The sequence below is a fragment of the Clostridioides sp. ES-S-0108-01 genome, from assembly GCF_020662285.1.
Lineage (GTDB): Bacteria > Bacillota > Clostridia > Peptostreptococcales > Peptostreptococcaceae > Clostridioides.
Genome location: NZ_JADGMN010000003.1, coordinates 31,622 through 46,789, shown reverse-complemented (window position 1 = coordinate 46,789; position 15,168 = coordinate 31,622). Strand labels below are relative to the sequence as shown.

At 25.7% G+C, this 15,168-nt stretch carries 17 protein-coding genes, 1 pseudogene and 1 CRISPR repeat array (1 of these 19 running past the window's edge); of the genes and pseudogenes, 10 read left to right on the top strand and 8 right to left on the bottom strand.

Annotation, left to right across the window (positions count from 1 at the left end; genetic code table 11):
* The first annotated feature begins 2 nt into the window (after nt 1–2).
* The 4 genes from IR152_RS04015 to pcp all read left to right on the top strand — a co-directional run bounded on the left by IR152_RS04015 (nt 3) and on the right by pcp (nt 3,222).
* Nucleotides 3–479, top strand: coding sequence for a flavodoxin domain-containing protein (locus tag IR152_RS04015; RefSeq protein WP_227450519.1), 477 nt, complete (start codon nt 3–5; stop codon nt 477–479).
* Nucleotides 480–940: 461 nt separating this feature from the next.
* Nucleotides 941–1,606 (top strand): DUF969 domain-containing protein, encoded by a 666-nt coding sequence (locus tag IR152_RS04010; RefSeq protein ID WP_227450518.1) that lies wholly within the window; start codon nt 941–943, stop codon nt 1,604–1,606.
* A gap of 21 nt (nt 1,607–1,627) precedes the next feature.
* Nucleotides 1,628–2,560: a DUF979 domain-containing protein gene (locus IR152_RS04005; protein ID WP_227450517.1), complete on the top strand. Its 933-nt coding sequence runs from the start codon at nt 1,628–1,630 to the stop codon at nt 2,558–2,560.
* Nucleotides 2,561–2,580: 20 nt separating this feature from the next.
* Nucleotides 2,581–3,222 (top strand): pyroglutamyl-peptidase I, encoded by a 642-nt coding sequence (gene pcp, locus IR152_RS04000; protein ID WP_227450516.1) that lies wholly within the window; start codon nt 2,581–2,583, stop codon nt 3,220–3,222.
* 117 nt (nt 3,223–3,339) lie between these two features.
* Here pcp and IR152_RS03995 read toward each other — a convergent pair whose 3' ends face one another.
* Nucleotides 3,340–3,672, bottom strand: a complete 333-nt coding sequence (locus IR152_RS03995; protein ID WP_054273669.1) for a winged helix-turn-helix transcriptional regulator — start codon at nt 3,670–3,672, stop codon at nt 3,340–3,342.
* Nucleotides 3,673–3,938: 266 nt separating this feature from the next.
* Here IR152_RS03995 and IR152_RS03990 point away from each other — a divergent pair, with 266 nt between their 5' ends.
* A complete protein-coding gene (locus tag IR152_RS03990; protein WP_227450515.1) occupies nt 3,939–4,559 on the top strand; it encodes a flavodoxin family protein in 621 nt (206 codons plus the stop codon).
* A gap of 404 nt (nt 4,560–4,963) precedes the next feature.
* Here IR152_RS03990 and IR152_RS03985 read toward each other — a convergent pair whose 3' ends face one another.
* From IR152_RS03985 to IR152_RS03965, 5 genes are all read right to left on the bottom strand, one after another.
* Nucleotides 4,964–6,367, bottom strand: coding sequence for a sensor histidine kinase (locus tag IR152_RS03985; protein WP_227450514.1), 1,404 nt, complete (start codon nt 6,365–6,367; stop codon nt 4,964–4,966).
* A 3-nt stretch (nt 6,368–6,370) separates the two neighbouring features.
* A complete protein-coding gene (locus IR152_RS03980; protein ID WP_227450513.1) occupies nt 6,371–7,096 on the bottom strand; it encodes a response regulator transcription factor in 726 nt (241 codons plus the stop codon).
* A gap of 111 nt (nt 7,097–7,207) precedes the next feature.
* Nucleotides 7,208–7,981: an ABC transporter permease gene (locus IR152_RS03975; protein ID WP_227450512.1), complete on the bottom strand. Its 774-nt coding sequence runs from the start codon at nt 7,979–7,981 to the stop codon at nt 7,208–7,210.
* Between the two features lie 5 nt (nt 7,982–7,986).
* Nucleotides 7,987–8,874, bottom strand: coding sequence for an ABC transporter ATP-binding protein (locus IR152_RS03970; protein ID WP_227450511.1), 888 nt, complete (start codon nt 8,872–8,874; stop codon nt 7,987–7,989).
* Between the two features lie 12 nt (nt 8,875–8,886).
* The gene (locus IR152_RS03965) at nt 8,887–9,909 is read right to left on the bottom strand and encodes a hypothetical protein (RefSeq protein WP_227450510.1); all 1,023 of its coding nucleotides are present in this window, start codon (nt 9,907–9,909) and stop codon (nt 8,887–8,889) included.
* A 1,117-nt stretch (nt 9,910–11,026) separates the two neighbouring features.
* On the opposite strand from IR152_RS03965, the gene IR152_RS03960 reads away from it, so the two are divergent.
* The 4 genes from IR152_RS03960 (at nt 11,027) to IR152_RS03945 (ending at nt 13,186) form a co-directional block, all read left to right on the top strand.
* Nucleotides 11,027–11,203: a hypothetical protein gene (locus IR152_RS03960; protein WP_227450509.1), complete on the top strand. Its 177-nt coding sequence runs from the start codon at nt 11,027–11,029 to the stop codon at nt 11,201–11,203.
* A gap of 688 nt (nt 11,204–11,891) precedes the next feature.
* Entirely contained in the window at nt 11,892–12,122 is a 231-nt protein-coding gene (locus IR152_RS03955) for a GrpB family protein (RefSeq protein WP_227450508.1), read from the top strand.
* Nucleotides 12,123–12,623: 501 nt separating this feature from the next.
* Complete coding sequence (locus IR152_RS03950; RefSeq protein ID WP_227450507.1) at nt 12,624–12,983, top strand: DUF3796 domain-containing protein; 360 nt, start codon at nt 12,624–12,626, stop codon at nt 12,981–12,983.
* On the top strand, nt 12,983–13,186 hold the full coding sequence (locus IR152_RS03945; protein WP_255612282.1) for a helix-turn-helix transcriptional regulator: 204 nt from the start codon (nt 12,983–12,985) through the stop codon (nt 13,184–13,186). Before IR152_RS03950 ends, IR152_RS03945 begins: the two co-directional genes overlap by 1 nt.
* 639 nt (nt 13,187–13,825) lie before the next feature.
* Here the strand turns inward: IR152_RS03945 and IR152_RS20375 are convergent.
* Both IR152_RS20375 and IR152_RS03935 read right to left on the bottom strand, forming a co-directional pair.
* The gene (locus IR152_RS20375; protein ID WP_227450506.1) at nt 13,826–13,960 is read right to left on the bottom strand and encodes a helix-turn-helix domain-containing protein; all 135 of its coding nucleotides are present in this window, start codon (nt 13,958–13,960) and stop codon (nt 13,826–13,828) included.
* A 4-nt stretch (nt 13,961–13,964) separates the two neighbouring features.
* Nucleotides 13,965–14,129, bottom strand: a pseudogene (locus IR152_RS03935) (transposase); the annotation flags it as partial.
* A 35-nt stretch (nt 14,130–14,164) separates the two neighbouring features.
* On the opposite strand from IR152_RS03935, the gene IR152_RS03930 reads away from it, so the two are divergent.
* Entirely contained in the window at nt 14,165–14,323 is a 159-nt protein-coding gene (locus IR152_RS03930; protein ID WP_255624415.1) for a cupin domain-containing protein, read from the top strand.
* Between the two features lie 747 nt (nt 14,324–15,070).
* Nucleotides 15,071–15,168: direct repeats of the CRISPR family, unit length 31 nt (it continues 525 nt past the right edge of the window).

Genomic DNA, 15,168 nt, shown 5'->3' with positions numbered 1-15,168 from the left:
ATATGAACACTATTATTATATATTCAAGTAAATATGGTTGTACAAAAGACTGTGCAAATATACTAAAAAATAAACTATCAGATAATGTTACTATTGTTGATATTAATGATAATAATACTAAAATTGAATTATCAGAATTTGATGCAATTATTATTGGAAGTTCCATATATGCTGGTTTAGTTTCAAAAAAAATCCGTGTATTATGTAACGATAATATAGAATTATTAAACAAAAAACAAGTTGGTATCTTCATTTGTTGTGGCTTTTCTGAACAATCAGATAAATATTTAAAATCAAATTTTCCATCATCTTTGTTAGAGAGCGCAAATGCGATTGGGATTTTTGGTGGCGAAGCTCGATTAGAAAAAATGAACTTTCTAGATAAACTTATCATGAAATCTGTTACAAAAGGTAATTATGATAACTTTAGAATATCACAAGATAAAATAGACGATTTTTTAATAAATTTTAATAACTAAAATAAAATTACTTATTTTTATAATAAACGCTTTTTATTTTCTGAGTAATATTATCAAAAATAGTCTTTAATATTTATTAAAGTTTTATTACTTTTAACAAAATACAAACTAATTCATTAGCATACATTTTATTAATTTATAATGAAAAAGCTGTAATCAACTCAAGTTTGATTACGGCTTTTTATAATCTAATATCTAATTTAAAACTACTATTTCAAATATACCTTAGCATTTAAATTATGTACTTATAAAATCAATTCATATTAGTTTAAAATATAATCATTCTTATCTAAATTCATTTGCTTAACTTTTATTTATTTTGATATTTAAAAATATCTTCTCTAATTTTCTTAAATTTTATAATAATAGTCCTATTAACGCAAATACTATAAAAAGAGTTTAATTTTATCTATTGAGTGAATTTAAGTTAAAAATATAGAGAAATGGAAGGAGAATAATTTATGATAAAACTAATTGGTATATTGATAGTCGTAATTGGCTTTATACTTAAAACTGACACATTATTTACTGTATTATTAGCAGGAATAGCAACAGGAATTGTTGCAGGGTTAGATTTTAATCAAATTTTTACAATATTAGGAGACTCTTTTGTCTCAAACAGAGGTGTATCATTATTCATATTGACATTGCCAGTAATCGGTATATTAGAAAGATATGGATTGAAACAAAGAGCTGTTTCTCTAATAGAAAAATTAAAGAGACTCACAACAGGAAAAGTACTTACTATATACATGATAGCTAGACAAATAGCTGGTGCTTTATCAATTAGAATGAGTGGTCATCCTCAGTTTGTAAGACCACTTGTTAATCCTATGGCTCAAGCTGCTGGTTTAAGTAACAGTGACGAACTAAAAGAATCTGATGAAGAAACTATAAAAGCATTATCTGCTGCATCAGAAAATTATGGAAACTTTTATGGACAAAACCTATTTACAGGTAGTAGTGGAGTATTGCTTATAGCTTCTACTCTGACTCAATTTGGATACAATGTAACTGGTCTTAATATTGTAAAAGCTAACACTATTATGGCAGTAATAGCACTTGTGGTAGCTACAATCCAGTTTACCTTATATGATAAAAAATTAAATAAGAGTCATAAAAAATAGATTTATTTAGGAGGAATAAAAATGCAAAATTTTATAAACATTTCATTAGAAATTTTTTACGCATTAATGGGATTTTTAATGATTGTCATAGCATATAGGTCTTTTACTACCATAAATAACAATAAGAAATATGGTACATCATTATTTTGGATACTTATATCACTACCATTCATATTTGGTAGATTGATTCCAGCCAATATAATCGGAATGATACTAATATTATCTAGCTTATTAACACTTTCTAAACAAGTTGTATTTGCAAAGCATGAAGAACCAGATGAGAATTTTGGAAAAGAACATGCAGATAAACTTAAAAACAAAATATTTATACCATCTTTAATATTAGCATTTGCTGCAGTAGTAGTAGCTATGAGCCTTTCTAATTTTGACAATTCTTCACAGTTTGCAATAGGTGTAGGTTCAGTAATCGCGTTAATATCAGCTCTTATAATAACCAAAGCAAAACCTGCCACATCAGTTCAAGATGGTTCAAGATTACTTCAACAAATGGGACCTGCTAGTATGCTACCACAACTTTTAGTTGCATTAGGTGCTTTGTTTACTCAAGCTGGAGTGGGTGAAGTTATTTCAACTATGATATCTGGAGTAGTCCCTGCTGATAACAGATTATTTGGTGTTATAGCTTATGTATTGGGAATGGTTATATTTACCATGATAATGGGAAATGCATTTGCTGCATTTTCAGTCATAACGGCAGGAATTGGAATTCCTTTTGTATTGTCTCAAGGCGGAAATCCTGCTATAATTGGAGCATTAGCATTAACAGCAGGATATTGTGGAACTCTACTTACTCCAATGGCTGCTAATTTTAATATAGTTCCAGCAGCCTTACTAGAATGTAAAAACGATTATATTGTTATAAAATATCAAGCACCAGTTGCTTTGGTGTTAATTATAGCCCACATATTAGTAATGTACTTTTTAGGATTTTAATATAATTAGGAGGTAAAATAATGAAAATTTTGTTAACAGGATTTGACCCATTTGGTGGAGAACCAATAAACCCAGCTCAAGAAGCAGTTGAAAGGGTAAGTGATAATATAAATGGTGCAGAAATCGTAAAAATAACCATACCAACAGTTATGACAAAATCTGTTGAAGCTATAGATAAAGCTATCCAAAAACACAATCCAGATATAGTAATATCAGTTGGACAAGCTGGAGGTAGATTTGACATTACACCTGAGAGAGTTGCTATAAATGTAGATGATTTTAGAATAAAAGATAATGAAGGCAATCAAGTTATAGATACTGTTATAAAAGAAGATGGTGAACCTGCATATTTTTCAAAATTACCTATAAAAGCTATGGTAAAACATATGAATGAAAATAAAATTCCAGCTAGTGTTTCAAACACTGCAGGTACATTTGTCTGTAATCACGTGATGTATGGAATTCTTTATATGATAGACAAAAAATATCCTAATCTAAGGGGAGGATTTATACACATTCCATATATGACTTCACAAATAATAGACAAAAAGAACACACCATTCATGTCTTTAGAAGAAATAGTCAAAGGTTTAGAATTAGCTATAGAAGCTTGTGTCATATACAAAGAAGATATAAAGGAAATTGGTGGTGAAATTTCATAATAATTTTTTGAGCATTTCTATAAATTACAAATAAAAATTATTTATTTAAATATAGACTGTGAGTAGATTATTTAAACAATCTTACTCACAGTCTTTTTATGGTATACAGATATAAAGTTAAGGTCTATTCTTCTCTCCCCACTCACACATTGCATCTAAAATTGGAATCAGAGATTTTCCCCTTTCTGATAAACTATATTCTACCTTAGGAGGTATTTGAGGATATTCAGTACGAATAATCAAGTTATCTGCTTCTAATTCTTTTAATGATAGACTCAAAGTTTTATAGGAGATAGTATTTATATAACGCTTTAATGCATTATATCTGACAACTTCAAACTCTACAAGACAGTAGAGAATTATCATTTTATACTTGCCACTAATCAGTGAAAGTGTATAACTAAATCCTGTTTCACTTAAATCTGTATTTGAAATACAATCTATACCCATGTATTACACTCTCCTTTTGGTTAGTATTGAACAAAAATGTGCGTACTTGTTTTTAGAATAATTTATAATAAAATTATAGTGTAAGAATAATTGAAAGTCAATTTTATAATAGGAGGTGTGTCATATAGGTAAAAAAATTATTTTAAATAGGATTCCAAGATTAAATATTGGTATACAAATTGATGGTATTCATGGAAATCCTGCTTTATAAAAAATAATGTATCTTAGAAAATCTATTAAATAAAGTTCATTGGAGGAAATTTATAATGAAAGTTTTATTGATAAACGGTAGCCCAAACCAATATGGATGTACTTATACAGCACTAAATGAGATTACTAAAGTATTGAGTAAACATGATATTGAAACAGAAATATTGTATTTAGGTAAAGAAGCAATACCAGGATGTACTAGTTGCTCATCCTGTTTTGAAACTGGAAAATGTATTTGGAATGACAAAGTTAACGAATTGGTTGAAGAGCTTGATAATATTGATGGTATTATTGTTGGTTCTCCTGTTTATTTTTCTAGTGCAACTGGTCAGTTAACTTCATTTCTTGACCGTCTATTTTTCATAGCTGGAAGTCGTATGGCTACAAAACTGGGTGCTTCAATTGTATCCTGTAGACGTGGTGGTGCAACTGCAACATTTGACCAATTAAATAAATATTTTTCAATCAGCAATATGCCTATTGTATCATCACAGTATTGGAATCAGGTACATGGCTTTACACCAGAAGATGTTATGAAGGATGAAGAAGGATTGCAAACTATGCGAACTCTAGGAGAAAATATGGCATGGCTTCTTAAGTGTATCTCAGCTGGTAAAAAAGCTGGAATTAAAGAACCACAATACGAAGAAAAAGTTATGACTAATTTTATAAAATAAATAATAAAAATGCAGTAGTATTAATTAAAATAAAATCACTAATTTATAAATAAAATAAGCATAGATATGGGATAAAAAGTAATAAAACAGAGGTATTGAATTTTATATCAAACCTCTGTTTTATTATTCCACTAATAACTAAATCACATATTCCATTATATACTTCTAAATAAGTTATAATACTACATTCTAATGTTGTTTATATACAATAACTGAATTTCTGCTCATAATTTTACTATATAATGCTTATCCAAACGACGATTTTAATTGACCTAGGGCAAACCTCGCTTTGTATTAAATAGTACTTACAATCAAAAGCCCATTTATTAAGTATATTCCTAAGATATACAATATATATAGTAAACCCACTTATACCTTTTTTAAAAAAATCCATATTATATATTCTAATTTTGATTTATTTCTATAATAATTTCTGTTCCTATTCCAATTTCACTACTTACATAAATTTTACCTTTATGAATCTCTATTATTTCTTTAGAAATAGCCATACCAAGACCCGAGCCTTTATGCAACTCACCTGTATTAGTACCTCTATAGTATTTTTCAAAAATATGTTTCAAATCATTTTTGCTTATTCCAACCCCACTATCTTTTATTATAATTTCTATATTATCTTTTTTTGCAATTTCTACCTTTATAAAAGCTCCTTCGTTGTTATGAACTATTGAATTAAATATAAGATTGGTTATAGCTCTTCTGAATAAGATTGAATCTACACATACTTCAATTAAATCTTCATTGCTTTCAAATTCAATATTCCTATTTTTATATCTATTGTCATTTAAAATATCAATTATTATATTTCTAACTAAACTGACTAAATTTATTTTTTTCTTGTTCAAAACTATAGTATTATTTTTTAATCGAGTAGATAAATTTAAGTCATCAACTAAATCTTTTATATACCTAGACTTATTATATATAATTTCTGTATACTCTCGTACCTCGTCTTCTGCAAACTCATAATCTTTATCATTGATTATCTCTGCATACCCTTGTATAGATGCTAGAGGCGTTTTTATATCATGTGTTATATTTGCCAGCCATTCCTCTCTCAATTCTTCATTTTCTTTTCTCTCATCTTCATTTATTCTTAAAGTATCAGCTAACATGTTTATATTTTTAAAAACTTCTTCATATATACCTCTGTCTTTGAGATATAAACTATAATTTCCATTAGCCATAGTCTCAATACTCCATAGTACACTTGATATTGGCTTTGTAAGTTTTCTACTAAATAAGTATCCTACACCTAAGGCAACTATGCCATCAATTACTAATGTTATAATGATAGTTTTATTTAAAGTTTCTTTAATACTACTTTGGGAATAAGTTAAAATTATTCTTGATGTATCTCTACTAGGCATACCAACTATTATATTTAGATGTTTTTTGTTTAAATATTTTTCTAAGACAAAATTAACATACTTTGTTTCTATATACTTGTAATTATTGACCATTTGGAAGGGTGTATATTTTTTTGGAGTTTCCTTTGGAACATTTACTCCATAAACTTCCTCTCCTGAATCATTTAAAACCTGTATCCATGAATTTGATTTTTTTAATTTATCAATTCCAATTTTAGATAGTTTAAGTTCTCCATCTTTTTCGTATAAATCTTTTTCAAAGGAACGTGCAAATTCTTCAGGATTATTTTTAGAATCTACAACTTTAAAAAAACTGTCAGTTGAAATCACATACAGTATAGATATAATATTTATAATTACTACTGATATAACTACAAACACAATTGTAAATATAAAGTTTCTAGTAATCTTCCATTTCATATTCTAATCTTCCTTTACTGCTAATTTATATCCAAGACCTTTTATTGTCAGAATATATTCAGGCTTTGAAGGATTATCCTCTAATTTTTCCCTAATTTTTCTTATATGAACCATTATAGTATTGTCAAATCCAACATAATCCTCTCCCCACACTTTATCACATAGTTTTTCTTTACTTATAATTTGATTTTGATTATGCGCAAATAAAGATAGTATTTTTAGTTCCTTTGCAGATAATGCTATAGACTTTCCATCTTTTATAAGCTCTGCTCTACTTTCATTCAATATATATGGTCCAAACGATATAATATTTTCTTCATTGTCATCTAAATCTGTACTTTCATTTTGAGCATCACTAAAATAACTTAATCGTCTCAAATGAGCTTTAACCCTAAAAGCTACTTCCTTAGGGCTAAAAGGTTTTGTGACATAATCATCTCCTCCAATCGCTAGTCCGAGTAATTTATCTAATTCTTCAGTTTTAGCTGATAAAAATATTATTGGAGAATTGGAGGTTTTTCTTATTTCTTTACAAATATCATAACCTTCGCCATCTGGCAACATAATATCCAATATAATCAAATCAGGATTGATATTTTTAAATACTTCTAATCCTTCTTTTCTAGTTTTTGCAGTATATATGTTTTTAAGACCCTCTTTTTTTAAGACAGTTTCTAAAAGTTTTAATATCTCTACCTCGTCATCTATTATCAAAACACAATTTTCCATAAATAACCTCCTATAATAATTTACCTATATATTAGCATATATTTTATCTAAAATTCTTTTATCTTATTTTAAATTAAACTAAGGTATAGATAATATTAGTATTATTTTTAGTTAAAACCTTTTGCTTGATGTAAAATTTTTATATGTTATTTTAGTTAATACTATCATTAATATAATTGAGATTAGTATAGAAAAACCTATCAAAGTACTTGGTACGTTATACCTAACGATTTGTTGACTCATCATAATCCAATTTGGAGTTACTGACATAAATTTTATAGCTTTATCTGGTATAAAACCTACACTAAAGTATGGAACTGCCATTATCAATCCACCTAATATAAATGGAATTATAGCAGATTTAAATATAGATGAAAATGTTAAACCTATTTGTGCAAATATAAAAGAAGCAAAAATAGTAGTTAAGATAACAATTATATACATTTGTATCACTGTAAGATTTAAATTACTATCTCTAAAGTACCATAAGTTCTGAATTGGTTCATTTAAATTTTTAAAGTCAAAAAAACTAAACCCTCTAATTCCTACTAATAATATAAATGAAATATTAATAATGGATAAAATTAAACCATTAGCTACTATTTTTGATAACACTGCTGATTTCTTTCCATTTTTAGTTGTATTTATTAAACCAGTCATATTAGAATCATATTCTTTAGTATAACTTCCAGAAGTTATTATAAACATTATCAAACCTATTAGAGGTATGGAGCCTTCTATCTTGTAAAATATGTCTGCATAAGTATCTAAAACATCAAACTTTCTAATCAGAAGAAAGCCAAAAAATAGTAAAAATAGCCAAATTATCCAAACACTCCTTGATTTTAATATTTTTATCATTTCAGCTTTAACTAAATATATCATTTCTACTATACCTCCCTTGTATCTTCCAAATCGAAATAAAACATATATACATCTTCAAATTTTGCTTGCACTGGTTGTGTATTAGTTTCTGTTGGAATATTATCTGCAACAATTCTAAGTACTATTGAATCAACATCACTTTGAATACTTATAACCTTGTACTTAGATTGAATCTTATCAATTTCACACTCATTTTTAACTTTAATATTATATACTTTATTTTCCATATGGTTTAATATTTCTCTATGTGTTCCTTTCACTAGAAGTTTTCCATTTTTAATCATTATGGTTTCTTTTGCAACTGATTCTATATCTGAGATTATATGAGTAGAAAGTATTATTATCTTATCTCTAGATATTTTTGCTATTAAATTCCTAAATCTAGCTCTTTCTTGTGGGTCAAGACCTGCTGTTGGCTCATCAAGTACTATTATCTTAGGGTCGTTTAATAAAACTTGTGCTATACCAACTCTCCTCTTCATACCTCCAGAAAATTTTCCTATAGTCTTATTTCTTACATCATAGAGTCCTACTAATTCTAATAATTCATCTATCCTACTATTTAAATTATTTCCCTTTAAACCTTTTAATGCTCCTATATACTGTAAAAATTGTTTTGCTGTAAAGTTTTTATAAACTCCAAATTCTTGTGGTAGATATCCTAAAATGTTTCTATAATCATCATCCATTTTAAATACATCTTTACCATTATAGAGAATTTGACCACAGTCAGGTTTTATCAACGTCGTTATTTGTTTCATTAAAGTGGATTTTCCTGCTCCATTTGGTCCTAAAAGACCATAAACTCCATTTTCTAAAGTTATTGTAATCTTATCATTCACTGCTTTTTTACCATATATCTTTGAAAGATTTTTTATTTCTAACTTATTCATCTTAACTCTCCTTTATTTACTCATATAATCTGACTTTATTACTAAAAAACATAATGACATAGCACCTATAAATATTGTTATCAAAAGTCCTATTAATAGGTTTACAATATCTATATTTACTTTAAATATCATAATCTTACCTAGATAGTTTCCTATTATTTTATTAAAACCAAATATCAAATCATAATAATTTACAGTAGAAATGACTGAAATTAATTTTTTAGGTAATATATGAATTACTGACATTATCTTAGTTGCAGCTATAAAAAATATAAAAAAACTTATTGATGATATTGAGGATTTACTTATAAATGAGCATAATATAGCTATCATAGCCCATCCCTCAAAAATTAAAAGCTCTATACCTATATTTGATATTACATAATTTGTTATACTTGAATTAGTTTTCAATGTAGCTATATTGTCTACTACTCTAAAAGGTTCTAAATCTCCATTAATTGGCATCCCTTGCTGTATACAAGTTATGATGAATATTCCAATTAAATAAACAGAATAAATTATTAATGGAACTAATAAAGCAACAATTATTTTAGACCTTAAGGCTTTTTCTTTCTCTTTTGATGATAGTATGATATCTCTTACTGAGGAAACTACTTCATCTATATAAATATTTGATATAATTATAGCTATAATGATTAACATCCCTACATTTATAAGTGCATTTGTAGTTCTATAATTAAATACTTTCCAGAAATTAATATCTTTATATTCATTTACATTTAGATTATTAAGTTTGTTCTTTGACATTGATTTAATGCTTTCAGAAAATTCATCTGTACCTATTTGATTTGAAAATTGTTTCAAAAGATTAATCTTATTTTGAAACTTTTCATTACCTATATCACTATCACTTCTTATATCTTCTATATACCTTCCATCTTTATCTATATAATAATTCTCTGTTTCTAAAACAGGTTTAATAAAGATACTGATTAACAGCATTAAAATTAGTATCCCTAGAGATATAAACATACTTTTAGATTTAATCAATTTTTTTATTTCCCAATTTACCAATAGACTTCTCCTCCTAAGTTATTTTGATTACATATACATATTAAAACTCAAATCTTATATCAATATAATCCTAACCTTAAATAAAGCTTAAATTTTTGATAAATCAAAAATTTAAGCTTTATTTGTCAAAAACTAATCAAAAATGCCTTTTTAAATTTGATATTTTTATAAAGTAATCTATAATATGCTTATTTTTATTGTAACCTTTTAGTTTATCTTTTTTATAATAGGTTTGGTATACTTTTATTAGTAAGAATAACTCTAAAATAAGTTGGTGATTATGTGAGATATATAGATATTTACACAAAATTGAAAATAAGTTTTTTAGTATCTATAAGTATGTTTATTATTGCTCTGCATTTATTGTCTTTATGGGAAACTATACAGTTTCAATTATTTTTATCCTCTTAGGTATTTTTATTGACGGAAAATTTTATCGTTGTCCGAACTGTAATCATTGTTTAGATTCAAAAATGGAACTTTTAAAGAATGGTACTTACTGTACTTATTGTGGAAAGATTATCAGATAACAATTTTATTAACTTATTTATTTTTTTATAGTCACTAATAATATTTATTTTAGATGTATTTCTCCATATCTTGTTAGATTATAAAATTCTTTAATATACTAAAAAAAATATAAAGAATCATTATGAAAAATTCTTTATATCTCTTAAATGTCTACAAATACCTTATTTGAATTTTTTATAACATATATCTTGAAAATTTTTACTAAATAGTAAAATGAATTTTTTTGTTCTTTTATACATAATTCCTTATCTAACACTATTTTATAATTATTCATTTAAATGAAGTTAGTTCAATGACACAACTTTAATTTAAATAGTTACATATAAATCTATTTATCCTTGAATTTTCTTTTTAAAAACTAGTCTAATTTTAGAATATTTTCTATTCTCAAACAAGCATGTTGAATAATAAAGCATCTTCTAGTATTATATATTTGTAGAATAAAACTAAATTGGTAAAACTAGGAATATTTAGTTTTATAAAGTTAAGTTATAGAAGCTAATACTAAAAAAATTTATAGTTGTGTTAATTGGTTATTAAAATACAATTTTTAATTTTTACTAAATTTTTTAGGGGGATGAATAGTATGTTTATTGGAGAAATAGACAAATGTACACATATATTAACTGCTTATATCAGTAGTTCATATGATTATTGTAATTTTTTAGATACACAGTTAGATGATTTTATATCAGAATATGGAGAAACTACAGTTGAAATCTGCTTACATCAAGTTTTATTGCTAGTCAGTAGATATAATTAAATTTAAATTTTTCTAGAAAAACCTTTTTAGATTTATCTACCTTAATAAATATATAATTTTTTTGGTACTTTATAAGTAACTATAACTTCTGTTAAAGTAAAGATGTATTGGGAGTACATCTTTACTTTTTCATTGGATAAGTTAAAAGCATATACCATAAAAATAAATCAACCAATATAAATTATACATTACTTAATACCTAACTTAATGTATGAGAATCATTCTATACATATATTCTGAAATCTCATCAGGTATAGTTCTAAGTTTTTACTATTTTATACATTCTCTTCATACAAATCACATACATAAAATCCCCCTAGTATGTTTAAACCATCTATAAAATAACATCAATATTTAGAATATTCAATATCAACTGCATAACTGGTCAATAAAAACGTATAACTAGACAAAATTCTTATATTTTCTTTATGTTTATCTATTGTTTTTATCAATTCAGCTATTTATAATTTATTTAAAACAATTTCTCTTGATGTTGATATTATATCTAATTTCTAAACTTATCTTGTAACTTTTAATTCTGCTTTAGGTAATTTGCTAATTTTCATGTTATTAATTAATTTCTTTAAGTATATAGAATAACTTGACAGAACTAGCGTTTGAATTTAGAGTAAAAGAAAGACTATTATTTTCATTAGATGGATAAAATGTAAGTTAACAAATCGAAATTTTGGTAAGTGATATAATGCTTGGATTAAAACGAGGTATAGTTGGATTAGTGCCTCATCAAACGATATGGCATAAAAAAACAGAAGATATAATTATATTGTTAAAAAAATTATTAGGCGAAGTTGCCCTCGATATTCAGCATATTGGAAGCACTTCTATTTGCAAAATTCATGCAAAACCTATTATTGATATTGCCATAGGCGTTAGTACTTTGGACGATATATTATACTGACGGGAAGCAGGAACTGATTGATATTCTGTTAAAAGAAGCACAGCTTTGGAGAGTAGGTTCATCCTATTGATAAAAAATTTAATACACCTTTATATTGAAAAAAACGGGGTTGTCTCAAAATGAACTTTTTAGTTCATGAGGCACTCTTTTTTGTATTAAATCAAATATATTTTCATCATTTCAACAATGAAAAAGAGACTTATCTCTATTTTGGGACACACCCTTAATATATATTTATGCGTGTATCTAAGAAAATTATAATATTCCTTATGTTTTAGTATGATAATTTTCTTTAGTTTTATTGTTACAATCTCTGCTATAGTTTTATGCATTTTCTTAATAGTAAAAACTACTCATGTTATTCTCTACATAGATAAGTAATATTTATAAAGTATTTTATATAAAATTTAATTTTTATATTGTATAATCACTATATTTTGTTATATATTATTAACAAGAAGTTAAAAATACATCACATTTTATAATTGGGAGGAATTATCAATGAAAAATTTTAAAGAACTAAATAAACTTGGTTTTCTAGGATTCTTAGGTTTTCTGGGGATAGCTGGTATATCATATACTGGTGAAATACATACAATTAGCTTTTGTGCGTTTTTTGTTTTTTTCAGATACTTTAATATCATTCCAGATGAATTATTTAAAGAAAATTTAAGAAAAGCAGCAACCCCAGCATTCTTCTTAACACTTACATCACTATCAGCATCTATGGTTATATCCATTGTTTCATATAAAATTTCTAATATAGAAAATGGACTCGGAATTAGCTTTTCTGTAGCAATGATTAGTTTTATAGGAATTTTTGCATACTTACAGCATAAAGAAGGAAAAGGATTAGAATAATGATAATTCGTTCAAGAACTAAGGAATATAGAGCAAGGTATAATATGAGCCAAGAGAAACTAGCATCATTAGTAGGAGTAAGAAGAGAAACTATAGGTAACTTAGAAAACGGAAAATATAATCCTTCATTAAAATTAGCATTTGATATTGCCAATGTATTCAACGTAAGTATAGAAGAAATCTTTGAATATATAAAGGATTAATAATTTAAAATAAATCTTTTAACTTTTTTCTTATGTCACATTTATAAGTATGTTTATTTCATATTTTATACTTGTTTTTACATTTTTCAAATTACAATATTTTTTCTATAATTTTTGATTTGACCTATTCATTATATCTCCTATTGTATTTTAATCAATTTACTGACTCAGAAAATTTTGGATTATTTATTATTATATTACCTTTATCATCAGTTGATATTGCTAAATTTTATACATAAGTAATAATCAATGATTATTATAAGTTTCATTAATTGATTATATTATTTTTTTATTTATTATCATTTATGAATTCCATCTATCAAAATAGAAATTGATATAAACCTATTTTAGGAAATAATACTCAGTATATTAAAAAAATTATAATTATTTCCTATTTAATAACCGAAAAACATATATAAATAAACTAGAAATTATATTGGTCAAATATGATGTATTATAGTCTTTCATGCTTATTTAATCTTCCTCATATAATAAAATCACTATACTAAACGTTAGTACTCTACTTAAAAGTAAGTACTTGTTCAAACATAAAATAAAACATATACTTATATAAATAAATATATAGGGAGATGAGACTACTATGAAAAAATGTAAGATAGAAGTGATAAAGAGTACATTTCACAAAGACTTAGCAGATAAATATGGATGTGAAGGTATTGGAAAATGCCCTATGCATAAAATCGGAAAGGTTTTAGCAAAATATTCTTTTTGCTCCCCATTTGGGTATAGCCTATATTTGTAGACTCTTATCACAATATCACTTCTTTCCTTGATTTTCTATGTATTGTTTTACAACTTCTAATAGTGCTTCACTAGTAGTTACTAAACAATAACTTTTGCTCCAAAAATACTCCTTCCATAATTGTTTTCGTATCTCTGGAAACTCATTCTTTATTCTTCTGCTTGATGCAGACTTATAAGCCTGTTGGTCATTCCGAAAAATCACAAGAATATATTATGATTATAGAAGGTCAATTAAAATTAGAAGTAAATGATTCTATTTATCAACTTAAAGAAAATGACTCTATTTGTTTTTCAGCTAAATCAATGCATACATATCACAATCAAGGAGAAAAAGAATTAAAAGCAGTAATAATAAATTATTATTCAGTTTAGATACGCTTTTTAAGAATAGGATAATAATTTTCTTACCCAAAAAGATAATTCTCATTGTTTAGGATTTATCTTTTTTATTTTCCTTATCTTTATAAATTTATTATATATCTTTACACTTTTATAAATTATGTTATAATAATCTTATGTAAAAGTTTTATATTTTTGACAAATGGAGTATGAAGTACTCCCTTTTTCTTTTTTATTGCTATGATAAACATTTATTTTAAATTAAGTGTTATCATAAAAAAATACAAAATGTCCCTTAATATGTACATTTTTCATTGTTGTAATAATGATTTTATGTATATATTTCTCACAATTGGAGTGCTTTTGCACTCTTTTTTAATTCTTTTAGATATTTTATATAGCATTTAACAGTTCATTATTTAATTCCTCTAGCTTCGTATCTAAATTAGAAGTTTTACTATTTATAATGCTTTTAGATTCTTTAATTCTAATAAAAGCTTTAAGCTTCTTTGTATTAGCATAAAGATAAGTATCTTCACTTTAGTAGGTATTTTCACTACTATTAACAATTCCTAAGGTATATTTATATTTAAAATTTAATTCCATCGAAAATTCGAATAGCTGTTTGTATTATTGCCATATTATTACTCTCCTTTCTTAAGTTTTTGTATAAAAAAACACCTACTATTTGAGTAAGTGTTATTTAGTGGTTTCGATTTTAAATTCACATAGTTAATGTAAAACTTTAGATACTACTGGTGTTGACACTCCTATAAACTTTATTTATATACCACTTAGTTAATATAAAACGTGCATATCTTTCACCTTTTATTGTACAATATCCAATATTTACATACCACTTAGTTAATATAAAACCT

What these genes read in the sequence shown, in the direction of transcription:
- IR152_RS04015 (WP_227450519.1), top strand. Translation starts at nt 3, where the DNA reads ATGAACACTATTATTATATATTCAAGTAAATATGGTTGTACAAAAGAC.
- IR152_RS04010 (WP_227450518.1), top strand. Translation starts at nt 941, where the DNA reads ATGATAAAACTAATTGGTATATTGATAGTCGTAATTGGCTTTATACTT.
- IR152_RS04005 (WP_227450517.1), top strand. Translation starts at nt 1,628, where the DNA reads ATGCAAAATTTTATAAACATTTCATTAGAAATTTTTTACGCATTAATG.
- pcp (WP_227450516.1), top strand. Translation starts at nt 2,581, where the DNA reads ATGAAAATTTTGTTAACAGGATTTGACCCATTTGGTGGAGAACCAATA.
- IR152_RS03995 (WP_054273669.1), bottom strand. Translation starts at nt 3,672, where the DNA reads ATGGGTATAGATTGTATTTCAAATACAGATTTAAGTGAAACAGGATTT.
- IR152_RS03990 (WP_227450515.1), top strand. Translation starts at nt 3,939, where the DNA reads ATGAAAGTTTTATTGATAAACGGTAGCCCAAACCAATATGGATGTACT.
- IR152_RS03985 (WP_227450514.1), bottom strand. Translation starts at nt 6,367, where the DNA reads ATGAAATGGAAGATTACTAGAAACTTTATATTTACAATTGTGTTTGTA.
- IR152_RS03980 (WP_227450513.1), bottom strand. Translation starts at nt 7,096, where the DNA reads ATGGAAAATTGTGTTTTGATAATAGATGACGAGGTAGAGATATTAAAA.
- IR152_RS03975 (WP_227450512.1), bottom strand. Translation starts at nt 7,981, where the DNA reads ATGATATATTTAGTTAAAGCTGAAATGATAAAAATATTAAAATCAAGG.
- IR152_RS03970 (WP_227450511.1), bottom strand. Translation starts at nt 8,874, where the DNA reads ATGAATAAGTTAGAAATAAAAAATCTTTCAAAGATATATGGTAAAAAA.
- IR152_RS03960 (WP_227450509.1), top strand. Translation starts at nt 11,027, where the DNA reads ATGTTTATTGGAGAAATAGACAAATGTACACATATATTAACTGCTTAT.
- IR152_RS03950 (WP_227450507.1), top strand. Translation starts at nt 12,624, where the DNA reads ATGAAAAATTTTAAAGAACTAAATAAACTTGGTTTTCTAGGATTCTTA.
- IR152_RS03945 (WP_255612282.1), top strand. Translation starts at nt 12,983, where the DNA reads ATGATAATTCGTTCAAGAACTAAGGAATATAGAGCAAGGTATAATATG.
- IR152_RS03930 (WP_255624415.1), top strand. Translation starts at nt 14,165, where the DNA reads ATGATTATAGAAGGTCAATTAAAATTAGAAGTAAATGATTCTATTTAT.